Consider the following 17460-nt stretch of genomic DNA (forward strand, 5'->3'; position numbering starts at 1 on the left):
CAAGGAAACTGCTTACAGAAAAACATGAAAAAGAGTTTGAAAACAAATGCTTCAAACTCTATATAGCTTTTTTATTTAGCCTCGTACCATGTTGCCCCTTCATTTTCATCTGCGATGAGGGGAACACTGAGTTGAATGGCTTCTTCCATAGTTTGTTTGACCAATTTTTTCATCTCTGCTAGTTCCGATTTAGGCACTTCAAGGACGATTTCATCGTGCACTTGCAACAGCATCTTAGTCTGATAACCACCTGCAACCAAGGCTTTATCTAGCTGAATCATGGCAATCTTGAGAATATCTGCCGCCGAACCCTGGATAGGAGAGTTGATAGCTGTCCGCTCTGCAAAACCACGAATATTGAAGTTGCGCGAATTGATATCTGGCAACTCACGACGACGCTTGAAGAGGGTCTCCACATAGCCCTTATCACGCGCCTCACGCACCACTTCATCCATGTAGTTTTTAATACCTGGGAAGCGTTCAAAGTAGGTATCAATGTAGGCTTTGGCTTCCTTACGGCTAATGCCCAAATTATTCGACAAACCAAAGTCTGAAATCCCGTAAACCACTCCAAAGTTGACAGCCTTGGCATTACGACGGTCGTTTGCAGTCACATCCTCAGGACGCTCAATACCAAAGACACGCATGGCTGTCGAAGTATGGATATCTGCCCCCTCTTGGAAAGCCTTAATCAAGTGCTCATCATTAGAAATATGCGCCAAAACGCGCAATTCAATCTGTGAATAGTCCGAGCTGAGAAGGACACTATCCTCCCACTCTGGCACAAAAGCCTTCCGAATAAGACGGCCTTGTTCCAATCGTACAGGAATATTTTGCAAGTTTGGATCCACACTAGACAGACGCCCTGTCTGGGTCAAATCCTGCACATAGCGAGTATGAATCTTGCCATCAGCCAAAATCCAGTCCTGCAAGCCAATTACATAAGTGGATTGAATCTTAGCAATTTGACGGTAATCCAGGATTTTCTTAACAATCGGAGCAATAGGAGCCAGGCGCTCCAAGACATCCACCGCTGTCGAGTATCCAGTCTTGGTTTTCTTAGTGTATTCTAGAGGTAGCCCCAATTTTTCAAAGAGAAGCACTCCTAACTGCTTAGGCGAGTTGATATTAAACTCCTCACCAGCCAGTTCGTAAATCTCCTGAGTCAGTTTTTCAATGACAAGCTCATTTTCAGCCTGCATCTCAAGCAAGGTCTCTTTCTTGACCGTAATCCCAGCAATTTCCATCTTAGCAAGGACAAAGGCCAGAGGTTGCTCCATATCATAAAGAAGCTCTAATTGCCCATTTTCACTGAGTTTTTCAAGTAAAATAGGCTCTGTTTCGACCAAAACAGCAAGTTTACGAGCTAAATGCTCCAAGAATTTCTCACGTTCAGGAATGGCCTTCTTGACTCCCTTACCATAGAAAGTCTCATCATCAACCAAGTAAGTCTGACCGTAAAGACTCGCAATGGTCGCAATTTCATTGTCCTCAACAGTCGAAAGGAGGTATTTAGCCAAGCGACTGTCAAAAGCAGGCGCCTGCAAATTCACATCAAAACGATGCAAGAGGACTTTGGCCTTCTTAAAGTCATAAACTCTCAGAGGTGTTTTTTCTAAAAAGTCCTTGAAAATCGGCTCTTGCAAAAGCTCAAGTTTATCTGTGGCATAGAGCTTATTCCCACAAGACCAGGCAAAACCAACCAAATCGTCCGTATGGTAATTCTCCCCAAAAAGCTCAAAATGGAAGATAGACTCTTCACTCAGCATATCTTGACTGACTTGGTCAACAATAGTAAAGTCCAAGCTCTCAGCCACATCAGCTGACGACACATTTAAAGCCTGCTTGAGCTGTTTAAAACCCATCTCATCGTAGAATTTCCCAAGATTTTCCACATCTGGACCACTATAGACCAAATCCTCCAAACTAATCTCAATCGGTGCCTTGGTATCAATGGTCGCCAGTGTTTTCGACAAAAAGGCCTGTTCCTTATCATTGATGAGATTTTCCTTCATCTTAGAAGCCTTCATCCCATCGATATTTTCATAAATACCCTCAAGCGAACCATGCTCCAGCAAGAGCTTGATACCAGTCTTTTCACCGATTTTAGTCACCCCAGGGATATTATCCGACTTATCACCCATGAGCGCCTTGAGATCGATAAACTGAGCCGGTGTAATGCCCATCTTTTCCATAAGATATTCTGGCGTAAAGGCCTCAAACTCAGCCACACCTTTCTTGGAAATCTCAACCACCGTATGCTCATCCGTCAGCTGAATCAAATCCTTGTCCCCACTGACAATGGTAATATCAAAACCATCCTGCTCAGCTAGTTTATCTAATGTCCCGATGATATCATCCGCCTCATACTGAGCCAACTCATAGTGACGAATCCCCATATGATCCAGCAACTCACGAATGAAAGGAAATTGCTCACGAAACTCATCAGGAGTCTTAGCCCGACCACCCTTATAGTCCGCATACATCTCCGTACGGAAGGTCGTCTTTCCCGCATCAAAAGCCACCAAGATATGACTCGGTTCCACTCGCTCCAACAAATGGCTCAACATCAACTGAAAACCATAAATTGCATTGGTATGCAAACCAGCCGCGTTCTTAAAACGGTCTAACTGCTGATAGAGCGCAAAAAACGCCCGAAAAGCAACAGAAGACCCATCAATCAATAATAATTTTTTCTTATCCATACACCCATTATAAAGGAAAGTACCAAAAAATACCATTGGGAAGAATTCCCTGAGAGAAACTAAGATAATATACAAAAGAGAAGGAAGTTATTCCTTCTCTTGCAAACTACGAAATGAATTAGTTTTTACGTTTCACAAATGGAATAGCACCAAGGAACAATCCAAGGAATCCCAATGATGCAACTGCAACATTATCTTTACCACCAGTATTTGGAAGTTCTTTTTTATCTTCTGCTTTTGCTGCTGGTGCTGGTGCTTGATAAGTATTATCCTTGTTAGTACCTGCTGTTGTAAGAGTATATTCTGGAACTTCATTAATTGCTGGTGCGCCTGTTTCTGCATATGCTGGAACTTCGTTAATTGCTGGTGCGCCTGTTTCTGCATACGCTGGAACTTCGTTAATTGCTGGTGCGCCTGTTTCTCCGTATGCAGGAACATTATTCACTGTAGCGTCTTCACCATTTGTAGATAAAGGCCCTGTATATTCTGGAGCTTCGTTAACAGCTGCTAAGACAAAATTAGCACCACCTTTATATTCTGGAACTTCATTAACAGCTGCTTCTAAACTATTAACTCCACTGTTGAATTCTGGAGCTACCTCAGCTACAGGAGGTAATAATGCTTCTCCGTTTTCATTAACAGGTGTATTAGTTGCAAGAGTTCCTGTGAATTCTGGAGCTACCTCAGCTACAGGAGGCAATAATGCTTCTCCATTTTCATTCACAGGTGTATTGGTTGCAAGAATTCCTGTGAATTCTGGAGCTACCTCAGCTACAGGAGCATCAGCCGCATTAACTCCTCCACTATATTCTGGAGCATCGGCTACAGTAGGAGGTGTTGCATCATTTACCCCACCATTGAAATCAGATCCATTATCTCCAGAAGGAGAGGCACCAGGATTCACACCACCACTAAATCCTGGAGCGTTAGGAGCAGTTGGCACTTCGTCAGGTTGTTTAGCATCATCAGAAGGTGCATCACTAGGATTTACACCACCACTGAAGTCTTTCGGTTCTTCACCCTTAGGAACTTCTTTTAAGTTTTCGATATAACCTAAAGTTGTGTTGTAATCGTCAGTTAGCTCATCGATTGCAGATTTGTATGCTTTTACAGCTTCGTTAACTTCATCAAATTTAGCTTGAGCTTCATCAGCGGCAGTTTTAGCAGAAGCAACTGAAGCTTCTAGTTTAGTTACAGCATCTTGCAATCCATCTTGGATAGCTTGATCCGCATTGTTTTTCTTAGCAGTTTCAAGAGCAGTTTTAGCTTTTTCTAAAGTTTCTTTTTGTTTCTCTAATGCAGCATTTTTCTCTTCTACTACCTTAGCTTTTTCAGTAGCGTCAGCTTTATCTTCCTCAGCTTCTTTCGTTAATTTTTCAATTTTTTCAGCTAAATCATCAGCAATGTCTGTAAGTTTTTTAACAATTGGTTTAGAAGCTTCTTTTTGAGCTGCTTCATCAATTTTCTTAGTTTCGTCAGCAGTTAACTCTTTAGTTTTATAAGCTTCAGGAGCTTTATCTTTTGTGTTGGCATCGTTGAGGAATTCATCTACAGCTTGAGTAGCTGTAAGAACTCCATCTTCAATCGCTTTTAGTAAAGCTTCTTTACCGATTTCAGCTTTTGCTTCTTCGATAGCTTTCGCTTTATCTTCAGGCTTGATGCTATCATCCTTGTTGACTTTATCTTCAGCCTTTTTTTCAAGTTGCTCTAAAGCACCTTTCAAAGCTTCTAAGTTAGCTGCTTCTTCTTTTTTAGCGTCTTCTTCTTTTTTTACTTCTTCTTCAACTTTAGCTTTTGCTTTAGCTGCTTCTTCTTTAGCCTTAGCTAATTCAGCTTCTGCGTCAGCTTGAGCTTTGTCTGCTTCTGTTTTTGCAGTCTCAGCAGCAGTTACATCAGCAGCTTCTTTTTTAGCTTTCGCTGTAGCTTCTTCAACCTTTTTAGCTTCTTCAGCTACTTTTTTCTCTAATTCAGCAACTTTAGCATCAGCCTCTGCTTTAGCTTTAGCAGCTTTTTCAGCTTCGGTTGGTTCAGCTTCTTCCTCTGGAGTTTCTTCTGCTGGTTTAGCTGGTTCTGCAGCTTCTTTTGCTTCTGCTTTTTTTACTTCTTCAAGAAGATTATCACGTTTTTCAGTTAAATCTTGAATTTCAGCTGATGCAGCTTGAATTTTTTCATCAGCTTCATCAAATTCAGACTTCGCAGTATCGCGTTCTTTTTCAATCGCAGTTACAGCTTTTTCTAACGGTGTTGTGATATCTTCACCAAATCCATTATCTTTAGCGGATTTAAGAGCCTCTTTTGCTTCTTTTAAAGTATCTTCCTGTTTTTTTAGTGTTTCAGCTTTCTTTTCAGAATCGGCTTTTAATTTCTCAGCATCATCCGTTAAGTTTTCAATTGTTTCAGTTAAATCATCAGCTTTGTCTTGCAATTTTTCTGATTCAGGACGAGCAGCATCCGCTGCTTCACCTTCCTCAATTCCCGCTTGCACCTCTTCAGGAAGCTTGTCCTTAGATACAGGAGCTTCTGTTTTAATTGTTGGATTAGTATCTTGTGCTTTTTCAGCATCATCTGCTAACTCAGCAAGAATATCAGAAGCATTTAATTCACCAGACTCAACAGACTTCAATAATTCTTCTTTTGCTTTTTTGTCAAGCAATTCGTTATCAGGAATTTGTTTCAAAGCTTCAGTTAAAGCTTCTTTAGCTTCGGCTTCTTCTTTTGCAGCGGCTTCTTCTTTTGCGGCTTCTTCTTTTGCTTTAGAGTCAGCTTTAGCAGCTTCTTCTTTTGCTTTAGCTAATTCATCGTCAGCCATTTTCTTAGCTTCTTCAGCTTTAGTTTTTGCAGCATCAGCCTCAGCAGCTTCTTTTTTCTCTGTTTCAAGTTTAGTAGTTGCATCAGTTGCTGTAGTAGTTGTTGTATCTACTTTTTCTTGAGCTGCATCAACTTTGGCGTTAGCTTCTTTTTCAGCTTCCTTAGCTTTTTCTACTTCAGTTTTTGGAGTTTCAGCCGCAGGTGTAGGCTTAGTTTCTCCAATCGGTTGAGTAGCTGTTGGTTTATCATCAGCTTTCACGACTGACGGTTGAGATGCAACAAAAGCCGCTCCCAAAACAGCTACACTAGCCAAACTAGTTAAAATGATTTTCTTTTTATCCATTTTTAAATGCTCCTTTTTTAAATCATAACTAGTTTCATTATACTCCTTTTTAACTTAAGCATCAAATAAAATGTTAATATGTTTCTCGCTTTATTATATATAGTATGTATTTCAAAAAATTGAAAATAGAAAGCTTATTTATCCTTATTTAAAACGCTTCCAATCTACTTTCTTTTCATTCTTTTCAATTTATATGATAATTTTTGCTATTCTTGAATCCATTCACCATTAGACTTTACTCTGTAGCCATCTACCGTCGTATTGACTGCTAATGCACCTGAAGAGTAAGAATAATACCACTTACCAGAGACTTGATACCAGCCCGTTTTCATTGCCCCTGAGTCATCTAGATAATACCACATCCCATTTTCCTTTAACCATCCTGTCTGCATTTCACCAGATGATTTCAAATAATACCAGGTAGAACCATCTTTCAGCCATTCTGTCGCCTTAGAACCATCTGATTTGAAATAATACCAACTACCATTTATTTTCTTCCAACCCACAGTCAATCCATTATTTGAACCATAATTAGAGCTATTTACTGATCGATTCTGTGACGAAGTTACTCCCTCCAACTGAATATAACGACGATTTCCACTATACGAAATGTAACTTAACCATTTGTAGCCATCTTTTTCAATCACCTGATCATAATGAACACTCTCACCTGGAGAATAATATGCAAGTGGAGTTGCATTCAATAATGGTTGATCTTTAATAGGAGTCTCCACCTTAAAATAATGAGTTCCTCTCATCAAAGACGAAGATTGACTGGTCACAACATGATTACTTGTCGAATCTTTTGAACTGTTTTGGACTTCTTTAGAATTGCTTGATAAATCTTTAAAATGAATAAAACCGGTCATCTTGTTTGCTTTTACAATTCGTTTATTATAATTACCTTTATAATCATAGTTGTATTCCTCAATTTCTATATTATCTCCCATCACATTTGAAACCCAAGCAACATGACCATAACCTCCTGCAGTAGACCAAGCAATCGAGCCGATAGTCGGTGTATTATCAACACGATAACCTTCACGACGAGCACGATGCCCCCATTCATTCGCATTTCCATAAGCAGCCGGAATCTCAAAACCATTTACACCACTTAAGCGAAAGGCTGCAAAAGAAGTACACTGACGAGAATACATGCGCCACTTGTCAATTTCCTGACTGCCATTTTTATAATAAGCAGGATAATCATCCCCACGCGCAATCGAGCCATTTCCTCCCGAATAGGCAGATACACTATTACCCGCTGCTAACATCAATCCTACTACTAAAAAAGGAACAACCTTTTTAACTGATTTTCTAAAAGAAAATCTTGTCTCTGTTACTGTAAATGGTGAAATTTTCATTCATCCTCCTTGAAAAATAATATAAGTCGAAGATTGCCTTCACTTAAACTATTCGGAGAAAAAAGAAAAAGTGAGAAAATTTCTCACTTTAGTCAAGATAATGAATCAAATTCTTTTCGGTAAGGATATCTGAGTAAGTAAAGGATTCAACATAAACATTAGCTTGTTTATCTCCTTCAACATTCCCAAATTCCACGATAAATAGAGATGGATAAACCTCAATTAACTTACCCAATCTATTTTTTTGGCGTTTACGACCATTCTCCAAAGTCATTTCTACGACTTGTCCCTCATGTGCCTTGATTTCTTCTTTGATTTTTTTCATCTTGGCTACGTCTGTAAATGCATCTGACATCTTATGCCTCCCTTTTTGAGATACTTGAAAATTTATTGTATTCTTTTTGGAAAATCAATTCCACTGTTCCACGAGCTCCACTACGGTTTTTCTCGATAATAACTTCTACCTTATTATTTGGTATGCCTTCCTCTTCTTCACCACCACGCTCATAGTAGTCGTCACGATAAAGAAAGGCTACGATATCAGCGTCCTGCTCAATAGACCCAGATTCACGAATATCAGACAAGACTGGTCTCTTATCCTGACGTTGTTCTACACCACGAGACAACTGACTGAGAGCAATTACTGGAACCTTCAGTTCCTTGGCTAGGATTTTCAACTGACGTGAAATTTCTGAAACCTCTTGTTGACGATTTTCTCGACCAGTTCCCGTGATAAGCTGCAAATAGTCTATCAAAATCAAACCAAGATTTCCAGTTTCTTGAGCCAATTTACGAGAACGAGAACGAATCTCTGTAATCCGAATCCCTGGAGTATCATCGATATAGATACTCGCGTTGGCTAGATTCCCTTGAGCAATGGTATACTTTTGCCATTCCTCATCGGTCAATTGACCTGTACGGATAGAATGCGATTCCACCAAACCTTCTGCAGCTAACATACGGTCTACTAGACTTTCCGCACCCATTTCAAGCGAAAAGATAGCAACCGTTTTGTCCAACTTAGTCCCAATATTCTGAGCGATATTCAAGGCAAAGGCTGTCTTACCAACCGCTGGACGGGCTGCTAGGATAATTAACTCCTCCTCATGAAGTCCAGTCGTCATATGATCCAAATCACGATAGCCCGTAGCAATACCTGTAATATCAGTCGTTTGTTGAGAGCGAGCCTCCAGATTTCCAAAGTTGACATTCAACACATCTCGAATGTTCTTAAATCCACTTCGATTAGCATTTTCACTGACATCAATCAGTCCTTTTTCTGCCTGAGCAATGATTTCATCAGCTGGTTGCGAAGCCTCGTAAGCTTGATTGACAGACTCTGTCAACTTGGCGATTAATCGCCGTAACATAGCCTTTTCTGCAACAATTTTAGCATAATACTCCGCGTTAGCAGAAGTTGGCACAGAATTGACAATCTCAACCAAGTAAGACAGGCCACCAATATTCTGTAAATCACCTTGATTATCAAGAATGGTACGAACCGTTGTTGCATCTATAGCATCGCCACGATCGGATAAATCGACCATAGCTTGAAAAATCAAACGATGGGCATACTTAAAAAAGTCCCGAGACTCAATATATTCTCGCACAAAAACAAGCTTACTCTCGTCAATAAAGATAGCCCCTAAAACGGATTGCTCAGCTAAGATATCTTGAGGTTGTACTCGTAACTCTTCTACTTCTGCCATCAGACTTCCCTTCCTTTTACAATCTTGTCAAGAAGGTGTAAATTTATCCTTCTTTCACACGAAGATTGATTACACTTGTGATATCTTGATAGATTTTCACTGGTACATCAATCAATCCAACTGCTCGAATCGGAGCTTGTACTTGAATATGACGTTTATCAATCTTAATTCCAAATTGCTTTTGCAATTCTTCTGCAATTTTCTTATTGGTAATAGAACCAAAGGTACGGCCATCTGGACCAACCTTTTCAACGAATTCTACAACCGTTTCTTCTGCTTCAAGTTGAGCTTTAATTGCTTTTGCTTCTGCAATCATCTCAGCGTGAGCTTTTTCTTCCGATTTTTGTTTACCACGAAGTTCACCCACAGCTTGAGCAGTTGCTTCTTTGGCTAGGTTCTTTTTGATAAGAAAGTTTTGCGCATACCCTGTTGGTACTTCCTTAATTTCGCCTTTTTTACCTTTTCCTTTGACATCTGCTAAAAAGATTACTTTCATGCTTCTTTCTCCTTTTCCTTTATTTCATTTAATACAATTTCTGTCAGTTTTTCACCTGCTTCTGACAAGGTTAAATCCTTAATTTGAGCTGCTGCCAAATTAAAGTGGCCTCCACCTCCCAGCTCTTCCATAATCCGTTGTACATTCAGCTTACTACGACTGCGAGCTGAGATAGAGATAAATCCTTGTGTATTCTTCGCAAGAACAAAACTCGCTTCAATACCTGACATAGCTAACATGGCATCTGCTGCCTTACTAATAACAACTGTATCATAACATTTCGAGTCCTTAGCCTCTGCTATTAGTACATCTGAACCTAATTTACGCCCCTGTAAAATCAGTTCATTGACCTCACGATATTCTTCAAAATCTGTCGCAGCAATTTCTTGGATAGCAATACTATCACTTCCTCTCGTTCTGAGATAGCTAGCAACATCAAATGTCCGACTAGTCACTCGTGAGGTGAAATTTTTAGTATCCAACATCATACCAGCCATTAAAACACTTGCTTGCATACGACTCAAACGATTTTTCTTAGAATTCTGGAACTGAATCAATTCCGTTACCAACTCACTGGCACTACTTGCACCACTTTCGATATAAGTAATAACCGCATTATCTGGAAAATCCTGATCCCGTCTGTGGTGGTCGATGACGATGGTTTGGGTAAATAAATCATAAAAATCTTTTGATAAAGTTAAAGCTGTCTTTGAATGGTCTACAAGAATCAACAAAGAACGATTGGTCACCATCCCCATTGCGTCCTTAACAGACAACAACTTTGTAACTCCTTCTTTTTCTAAGAATGAAACAGCTCGTTCAATATCCGGCGACATTTGTTCTTCGTCATAAATAGCATAGCTATTTTGAGTCACATTGCTGGCAAATAACTGCATACCTACAGCAGAACCCAAAGCATCCATATCTAGATTTTTGTGACCAACTACAAAAACCTGATCCACACTCCGAATCTTATCTGAAATAGCTGTCATCATAGCGCGCGTACGGGTACGGGTACGCTTGATTGACGCAGCAGATCCACCACCAAAATAAACTGGATTTTTCGTTTCGTCGTTTTCCTTGACAACCACCTGGTCGCCACCACGCACTTCAGCCAAGTTCAAGTTGAGCAAGGCAACTTTCCCTATCTCATCATGATTTCCATCACCATAAGAAAATCCCATACTTAAAGTCAAGGGCAACTGTCTCTGTTTCGACTCTTCTCTGAAAGAATCAATAACAGAAAATTTATCGTTCATCAATCCCTCAAGCACCGTGTAGTCCGTAAATAGATAAAAGCGATCCATACTCACTCGACGGGAGAACATGGCATGTTTTCCAGCAAATTCTGAAACAAAATTGGCTACAAAACTGTTAATATGACTAATGTCAGACTCCGATGTCGCATCTTCTAAATCGTCATAGTTATCAACGGAAACAATTCCAATAACCGGACGACTCGTCACTAACTCAACAGTCGCTTCGTATTCTCCAGACACATCAAAGAAATAAAGAACTCCAGATACCTTATCCATATGAACCGAATAACGAATCTCACCTAAGGTGGCATAAGAACCTGGATTCCCCACAGAAGCCTTTATAATTGTTTGAATTAATGCAACATCAATCTCGCCCACTTCATTCGTCAAAATCAATTCAGCGTAAGGATTGAACCATTCAACTTCACCTGACGATAAGTCTAGTTTAATAACTCCGACAGGCATATGTTCTAACAAGGTTGTCAAACTATCTTCAGCTTGGTGGTTTACATACTGGATTTGTTCTACTTCACTCTTTGAGTAGTAGTCTCTCTGATGGATGAATAGTAAAATATATGAACCCAAAATAAGTAGCAAAAGAAATAGCGTTACCAGTGTATTCGTTACAAAAACAAGTTGCACAGATAGCACTCCGAACGCCACTATTCCTAATATTAAGGGAAAAATAGGACTTGCATAAAATTTTTTCATTCCAAACCTCTTGGCACCCATTATACCATAATAACCACCAAAAAGCGACTTTTTAAAAGTGTAATCAATAATTCTATCAATTATAAGAAAAAGGAGGTTTACAATTCAGTAAACCTACCTTTACACATATTCTAATTAAGATTCTTTAACTTCTAACAGACCAATTTCGCCATCTTCACGACGATAAATCACATTAGTTGTTTGATCTTCAACATCAACATAGATAAAGAAATCATGTCCCAATAAATCCATCTGTAGAATAGCTTCTTCCAAATCCATTGGTTTTAAATCAATTTGTTTTGAACGAACAACTCTAGACTGGACAACATTTGTATCTTCCACCAAGGCATCTGTAAATAATTGACTAGTTGCCACCTTGTTTTTATTTTTACGTTCGATTTTTGTTTTATTTTTACGAATCTGACGTTCAATTTTATCAGTTACAAGGTCAATTGAGCCATACATATCTTGAGATACATCTTCTGCGCGAAGAGTAATTGAGCCAAGCGGAATCGTTACTTCCACTTTAGCAGTTTTTTCACGATACACCTTCAAGTTTACTCGAGCATCCAACTCTTGCTCAGCTTGAAAATACTTTTCGATCTTTTCGAGTTTAGAAACTACATAATCACGAATTGCTTCTGTTACTTCTAGGTTTTCACCACGGATACTATATTTAATCATATGAGTACCTTCTTTCTAAACATTTTTGTTTTTCTGATTTCATTATAACGCTTTCATTTTAGTTTTGCAAATTTTTTCCTCATCTTACAAGGGAAAATGTTTTGACATCCTCAGCTCCAGCCTCTTCCAACAGTTTCTTCACACGATTTATAGTTGTTCCAGTAGTGTAAATGTCATCTATAAGTAGGATTTTTTTAGGAATAGTGACTCCCCTTTTAATAAAGAAAGGAAGTTCTGTTGCCAAGCGTTCTGAACGATTTTTGGAAGAACTGGTCCGCTCTTCTCTCTTCTCTAGTAAGTCTTGAAAAGAGAACCCTGCTGCTTCAACTAAACCTTCAACCTGGTTAAATCCCCTCTCGAGCAATCTTTCAGGACTTAGGGGAATGACGACAAATTGATACTCTTTGTACTTTTTTAACTCCTCACTTAAAACTGAAGCGAACACTTTTCTTAAAAGGAAGTCCCCATCAAACTTATACCGACTGAAAAAATCCTTCATAGCTTGATTGTAAGTAAAAATCCCTCTATGACGGACCTCAATTCCTTCTTTACACCAAAATTGACAATCTTGACACTTTATTGACAACCCTGTTTTCATACAGTTTGGACAGTACTCTTCTCCAATTTTCTCAAAAGTAGAATCACAATCTAAACAAAGACAGGAGACATCATTCCTCATAAGTAAGAGACTACTAAAAGTTAAAACAGCCTTCATAGTCTGTCCACACAATAAGCACTTCATAGACCCGCCTCCTTATTCATCTGCTGAATTTCCATAATTGCCTTCTTGATTGAAGCATTTAACCCATCATGGAAGAAAAGCAAATCTCCTGTCGGTCTATCCATGCTTCGCCCAACTCGTCCACCAATCTGAATCAAGCTAGACTTGGTAAAAAGGCGATGATTGGCCTCTACTACGAAAACATCCACACAAGGGAAGGTAACTCCACGCTCCAATATTGTCGTACTGATAAGTATTGTCAGTTCTCCATCTCGAAAAGCTTGTACCTGCTCTAATCTATCTTCTGTTACAGAAGATACAAAGCCAATTTTCTCATTTGGAAATTGCTCTTGTAAGATTTCTTTTAACTGTTCCCCTTTCTTAATTTCTGATGCAAAAATGAGTAACGGATAACCTGTCTTTCTCTGCTTCTCAATATAGGACTTTAACTTTGGTGACAATCTACTTTTCTCTAAGCAATGATTAAAATCCGATAACCAAACTGGTTTTGGAATAATCAACGGATTCCCATGAAACCGTCTTGGCAAACTCAATCGTTTTAATTCTCCGATGCGAACCTTCCTATCTAACTCATCGGTCGAAGTCGCTGTTAAAAAGATTCTCAAGCCATTCTTCTTTACACTATTCTTTACAGCGTAGTAAAGTGTGGGGTTGTCAACATAAGGAAAAGCATCTACTTCATCCACTATTAGCAAATCAAAAGCATGATAAAATTTTAACAGCTGATGAGTCGTTGCAACAACTAGTGGTGTTCGAAAATATGGTTCTGATTCTCCGTGTAGTAAAGCTATCTCGCAAGCAAAATCATCTTGCAGTCGCTTATATAGCTCCAAACACACATCGATTCTAGGGCTGGCCAAACAAACTGCACCACCTTCATCAATCACTTTGGCCACAACTTGGTAAATCATCTCTGTCTTTCCAGCTCCTGTTACAGCGTGAACCAAGGTTGGTTCCTGCTTATCTACTGCTTGAATCAATCCCTTTGACACCTTCTCTTGAAAAGGAGTTAATTTACCACGCCATTTAAGAACATCTTGCTTCGGAAAATCCTCCTGTGGGAAATAGTATAAAGATTGATCACTCCTAACACTCTTCATAATTAAGCACTCCCGACAATAGTAAGCACCGATAGGTAAATACCATTCTTCTAGAATAGTACTATTACAACGTTGACAGAAAAATTTCCCCTTCTCCTTTCTCATTGCTGGAATGTTCTCCGCCAATTGACGCTCCTCTTCTGTTAATTCATTCTCAGTAAACAAACGACCGAGATAATTTGGATTTACTTTCATACTTCTTTATTCGTAAAAATCTAGCGCTTTAGATGATTTTTTAGTACAATTAAATCATGGAATTTAGAACAATTAAAGAGGACGGTCAAGTCCAAGAAGAAATTAAAAAATCACGCTTTATCTGTCATGCCAAGCGTGTTTATAGCGAAGAAGAAGCTCGGGACTTTATTACTGCCATCAAAAAAGAACACTACAAAGCTACGCATAACTGCTCAGCTTTTATTATTGGGGAACGTAGTGAAATTAAACGGACAAGTGATGATGGTGAACCCAGTGGTACTGCTGGCGTTCCCATGCTTGGAGTACTAGAAAATCACAATCTTACTAATGTCTGTGTAGTAGTGACACGCTACTTTGGAGGCATTAAGCTAGGCGCTGGAGGATTGATTCGTGCTTACGCCGGCAGTGTTGCCTTAGCTGTCAAGGAAATTGGCATCATTGAAATAAAGGAACAAGCTGGCATTGCTATTCAAATGTCTTACGCTCAGTACCAAGAGTACAGTAACTTCCTTAAGGAACATGATCTCATGGAACTTGAGACAAACTTTACAGATCAAGTCGATACGATGATTTATGTTGATAAAGAAGAAAAAGAAAATATTAAAGCTGCACTGGTAGAGTTTTTTAATGGAAAAGTTATTTTAACTGATCAAGATTTACATGAAGTTGAAGTTCCTGTAAATTTAGTGTAAACAAAGGAGAAAAATATGGCATTTGGAAAATTCATTCAAGGACTCGCTGGTAACCTTAGCGAGCAAAACAAAGAAACTCTTATCAAAGAATATGGACAATATCTACTAGAAAATGAAGAAATTCAAAGTGGATATAAACTGATTCGTGACTCAATTATATTTACAAATATCCGTATTATCTTTACAGATAAACAAGGCGCTACTGGTCGTAAGATGTCCATTAAATCAATTTTTTTGATGAATATTGTTAACGTTGAAATGGAAACTGCAGGAGCAGGTATAGATGATAGTGAAATAACGATTACTTATCTAGAAAATGTTTTTCTAAAAGCACATAATGAGCATTTTAATGCTCATAAATTTGAATTCCCTAAGAAAACGGATATCGTTCCACTTTACAACTATTTACTAGAATTAGCTTATCACAATCGCTTGAAAATTAATGGCTTAGACCTATGATATAAAAAAATCCTATCGCTTCGATAGGATTTCTATATTTTACAAATGGTATAGATAGCGTTATACTAGAAATATCTTATACAAAGAGGTATTCATATGTCTATTTATAACAATATTACTGAATTAATCGGTCAAACTCCGATTGTTAAACTCAACAACATTGTGCCAGGAGGGGCTGCGGACGTCTATGTAAAGCTTGAAGCATTCAACCCTGGTTCTTCTGTAAAAGATCGTATTGCTCTTAGCATGATTGAAAAAGCTGAACAAGACGGTATTTTGAAACCAGGTTCTACAATTGTTGAAGCAACAAGTGGAAACACTGGTATTGGACTTTCATGGGTAGGTGCTGCTAAAGGGTATAAAGTCGTCATCGTTATGCCTGAAACTATGAGTGTAGAACGACGTAAGATTATCCAAGCTTACGGTGCTGAACTCGTCCTAACTCCTGGTAGTGAGGGAATGAAAGGCGCTATTGCTAAAGCTCAAGAAATCGCTGCTGAACGTGATGGTTTCCTTCCTCTTCAATTTGACAATCCAGCTAATCCAGAAGTACACGAAAGAACAACAGGAGCTGAAATACTAGCTGCTTTCGGTAAAGATGGACTAGATGCCTTTGTTGCTGGAGTCGGTACTGGTGGAACAATTTCTGGTGTTTCTCATGCACTCAAAACAGCAAATTCAAGCATTCAAGTTTTTGCAGTAGAGGCAGACGAATCTGCTATTCTATCTGGTGAAAAACCTGGCCCTCACAAAATTCAAGGTATCTCAGCTGGATTTATTCCTGATACACTGGATACAAACGCCTATGATGGTATCGTTCGTGTAACATCAGACGATGCTCTCGCACTTGGCCGTGAGATTGGTGGAAAAGAAGGATTCCTTGTAGGGATTTCTTCAGCTGCAGCTATCTACGGAGCAATTGAAGTTGCCAAGAAATTAGGTACAGGTAAGAAAGTCCTTGCTCTAGCACCAGATAACGGCGAACGTTATTTGTCTACAGCACTCTATGAATTTGAAGTGTAATCTCCTAAATACACTTAGCCCTTATTATAGGGCTTTTTATTTATACCTTAAAAATAGAAAAATCTCCCTATAAAGATCGACTACATAGAAAAAAGGAAGCAATTTGGCTTCCTTTTTATTATTAGTTATTCAAGGCTGCTGCCATTGTAGCTGCAACTTCAGCTTCAAAGTCGTTTGCAGCTTTCTCGATACCTTCACCAACTTCAAAGCGAGCGAACTCAACTACTGAAGCGTTAACTGATTCAAGATATGCTTCAACTGTCTTGCTGTCATCCATGATGTATACTTGTGCAAGAAGTGTGTAAGCTTGGTCAACTTTAGTGTTGTCAAGCATGAAGCGGTCCATTTTACCTGGGATGATTTTGTCCCAGATTTTTTCTGGTTTACCTTCTGCAGCCAATTCAGCTTTGATGTCGGCTTCAGCTTGGGCGATCACTTCATCAGTCAATTGTGATTTTGATCCATACTTCAAGTGTGGAAGAGCTGGTTTGTTAACCATTGCACGGCTTTCGTTGTCTTGGTCGATTACGTGGTTCAATTGTGCCAACTCATCTTTAACAAATTGCTCATCCAATTCTTTGTAAGAAAGAACTGTTGGTTTCATCGCTGCGATGTGCATTGACAATTGTTTAGCAAGTGCTTCGTCTCCACCTTCAACAACTGAAATAACACCGATACGTCCACCGTTATGTTGGTAAGCTCCAAAGTGTTGTGCATCTGTTTTTTCAATCAATGCAAAGCGACGGAATGAGATTTTTTCTCCGATAGTTGCTGTTGCAGATACGTATGCAGCTTCAAGAGTTTCACCTGAAGGCATTGTCAAAGCAAGTGCTTCTTCATTATTAGCAGGTTTTCCTTCAGCAATAACTTTAGCTGTAGTATTTACCAATTCAACGAATTGAGCGTTTTTCGCAACGAAGTCAGTTTCAGCGTTTACTTCAATAACTGCTGCAACATTACCGTTAACATAAACACCAGTCAAACCTTCTGCAGCAACACGGTCAGCTTTCTTAGCTGCCTTAGCCATACCTTTTTCACGAAGCAATTCAATCGCTTTTTCGATGTCACCGTCTGTTTCTACAAGCGCTTTTTTAGCGTCCATAACACCGGCACCAGATTTTTCACGCAACTCTTTTACAAGTTTAGCTGTAATTTCTGCCATTTTGATTC

General features: G+C 39.1%; 14 protein-coding genes. 3 read left to right on the plus strand and 11 right to left on the minus strand.

Going from position 1 to position 17460, the window contains the following annotated elements:
• Window positions 1-71: 71 nt before the first annotated feature.
• From polA to N8M95_RS04910, 10 genes are all read right to left on the minus strand, one after another.
• Window positions 72-2705 carry a DNA polymerase I gene (polA, locus tag N8M95_RS04865; RefSeq protein WP_261116714.1) on the minus strand — a complete coding sequence of 878 codons (2634 nt, stop codon included), beginning with the start codon at window positions 2703-2705 and terminating at the stop codon, window positions 72-74.
• Window positions 2706-2823: 118 nt separating this feature from the next.
• Window positions 2824-5856 (minus strand): SIALI-17 repeat-containing surface protein, encoded by a 3033-nt coding sequence (locus N8M95_RS04870; RefSeq protein WP_261116715.1) that lies wholly within the window; start codon window positions 5854-5856, stop codon window positions 2824-2826.
• 206 nt (window positions 5857-6062) lie between these two features.
• Complete coding sequence (gene cbpD, locus N8M95_RS04875; protein WP_020902283.1) at window positions 6063-7220, minus strand: choline binding-anchored murein hydrolase CbpD; 1158 nt, start codon at window positions 7218-7220, stop codon at window positions 6063-6065.
• A gap of 88 nt (window positions 7221-7308) precedes the next feature.
• The gene (locus N8M95_RS04880) at window positions 7309-7575 is read right to left on the minus strand and encodes a Veg family protein (RefSeq protein WP_001278169.1); all 267 of its coding nucleotides are present in this window, start codon (window positions 7573-7575) and stop codon (window positions 7309-7311) included.
• 1 nt (window position 7576) lies between these two features.
• A complete protein-coding gene (gene dnaB, locus N8M95_RS04885) occupies window positions 7577-8929 on the minus strand; it encodes a replicative DNA helicase (protein ID WP_000852490.1) in 1353 nt (450 codons plus the stop codon).
• A 43-nt stretch (window positions 8930-8972) separates the two neighbouring features.
• The gene (gene rplI, locus N8M95_RS04890; RefSeq protein WP_000864214.1) at window positions 8973-9425 is read right to left on the minus strand and encodes a 50S ribosomal protein L9; all 453 of its coding nucleotides are present in this window, start codon (window positions 9423-9425) and stop codon (window positions 8973-8975) included.
• A complete protein-coding gene (locus N8M95_RS04895) occupies window positions 9422-11395 on the minus strand; it encodes a DHH family phosphoesterase (protein WP_261116716.1) in 1974 nt (657 codons plus the stop codon). Before N8M95_RS04895 ends, rplI begins: the two co-directional genes overlap by 4 nt.
• A 135-nt stretch (window positions 11396-11530) precedes the next feature.
• Entirely contained in the window at window positions 11531-12079 is a 549-nt protein-coding gene (gene hpf, locus N8M95_RS04900; RefSeq protein WP_004255322.1) for a ribosome hibernation-promoting factor, HPF/YfiA family, read from the minus strand.
• 79 nt (window positions 12080-12158) lie between these two features.
• The gene (locus N8M95_RS04905) at window positions 12159-12821 is read right to left on the minus strand and encodes a ComF family protein (protein WP_261116717.1); all 663 of its coding nucleotides are present in this window, start codon (window positions 12819-12821) and stop codon (window positions 12159-12161) included.
• Complete coding sequence (locus N8M95_RS04910) at window positions 12818-14116, minus strand: ATP-dependent helicase ComFA (protein ID WP_261116718.1); 1299 nt, start codon at window positions 14114-14116, stop codon at window positions 12818-12820. Before N8M95_RS04910 ends, N8M95_RS04905 begins: the two co-directional genes overlap by 4 nt.
• Before the next feature lie 56 nt (window positions 14117-14172).
• Between N8M95_RS04910 and N8M95_RS04915 the strand changes: the two genes are divergently transcribed.
• The 3 genes from N8M95_RS04915 to cysK all read left to right on the plus strand — a co-directional run bounded on the left by N8M95_RS04915 (window position 14173) and on the right by cysK (window position 16290).
• Window positions 14173-14808: a YigZ family protein gene (locus N8M95_RS04915; protein ID WP_261116719.1), complete on the plus strand. Its 636-nt coding sequence runs from the start codon at window positions 14173-14175 to the stop codon at window positions 14806-14808.
• Window positions 14809-14823: 15 nt separating this feature from the next.
• On the plus strand, window positions 14824-15267 hold the full coding sequence (locus N8M95_RS04920) for a PH domain-containing protein (RefSeq protein WP_261116720.1): 444 nt from the start codon (window positions 14824-14826) through the stop codon (window positions 15265-15267).
• A 96-nt stretch (window positions 15268-15363) separates the two neighbouring features.
• Window positions 15364-16290, plus strand: coding sequence for a cysteine synthase A (gene cysK / locus N8M95_RS04925; RefSeq protein WP_261116721.1), 927 nt, complete (start codon window positions 15364-15366; stop codon window positions 16288-16290).
• A gap of 121 nt (window positions 16291-16411) precedes the next feature.
• On the opposite strand, the gene tsf is transcribed toward cysK, so the two are convergent.
• Window positions 16412-17452, minus strand: coding sequence for a translation elongation factor Ts (gene tsf, locus N8M95_RS04930; protein ID WP_000808071.1), 1041 nt, complete (start codon window positions 17450-17452; stop codon window positions 16412-16414).
• Window positions 17453-17460 lie beyond the last annotated feature (8 nt).

The sequence above is a fragment of the Streptococcus mitis genome, assembly GCF_946190325.1.
Classification (GTDB): domain Bacteria; phylum Bacillota; class Bacilli; order Lactobacillales; family Streptococcaceae; genus Streptococcus; species Streptococcus mitis_CF.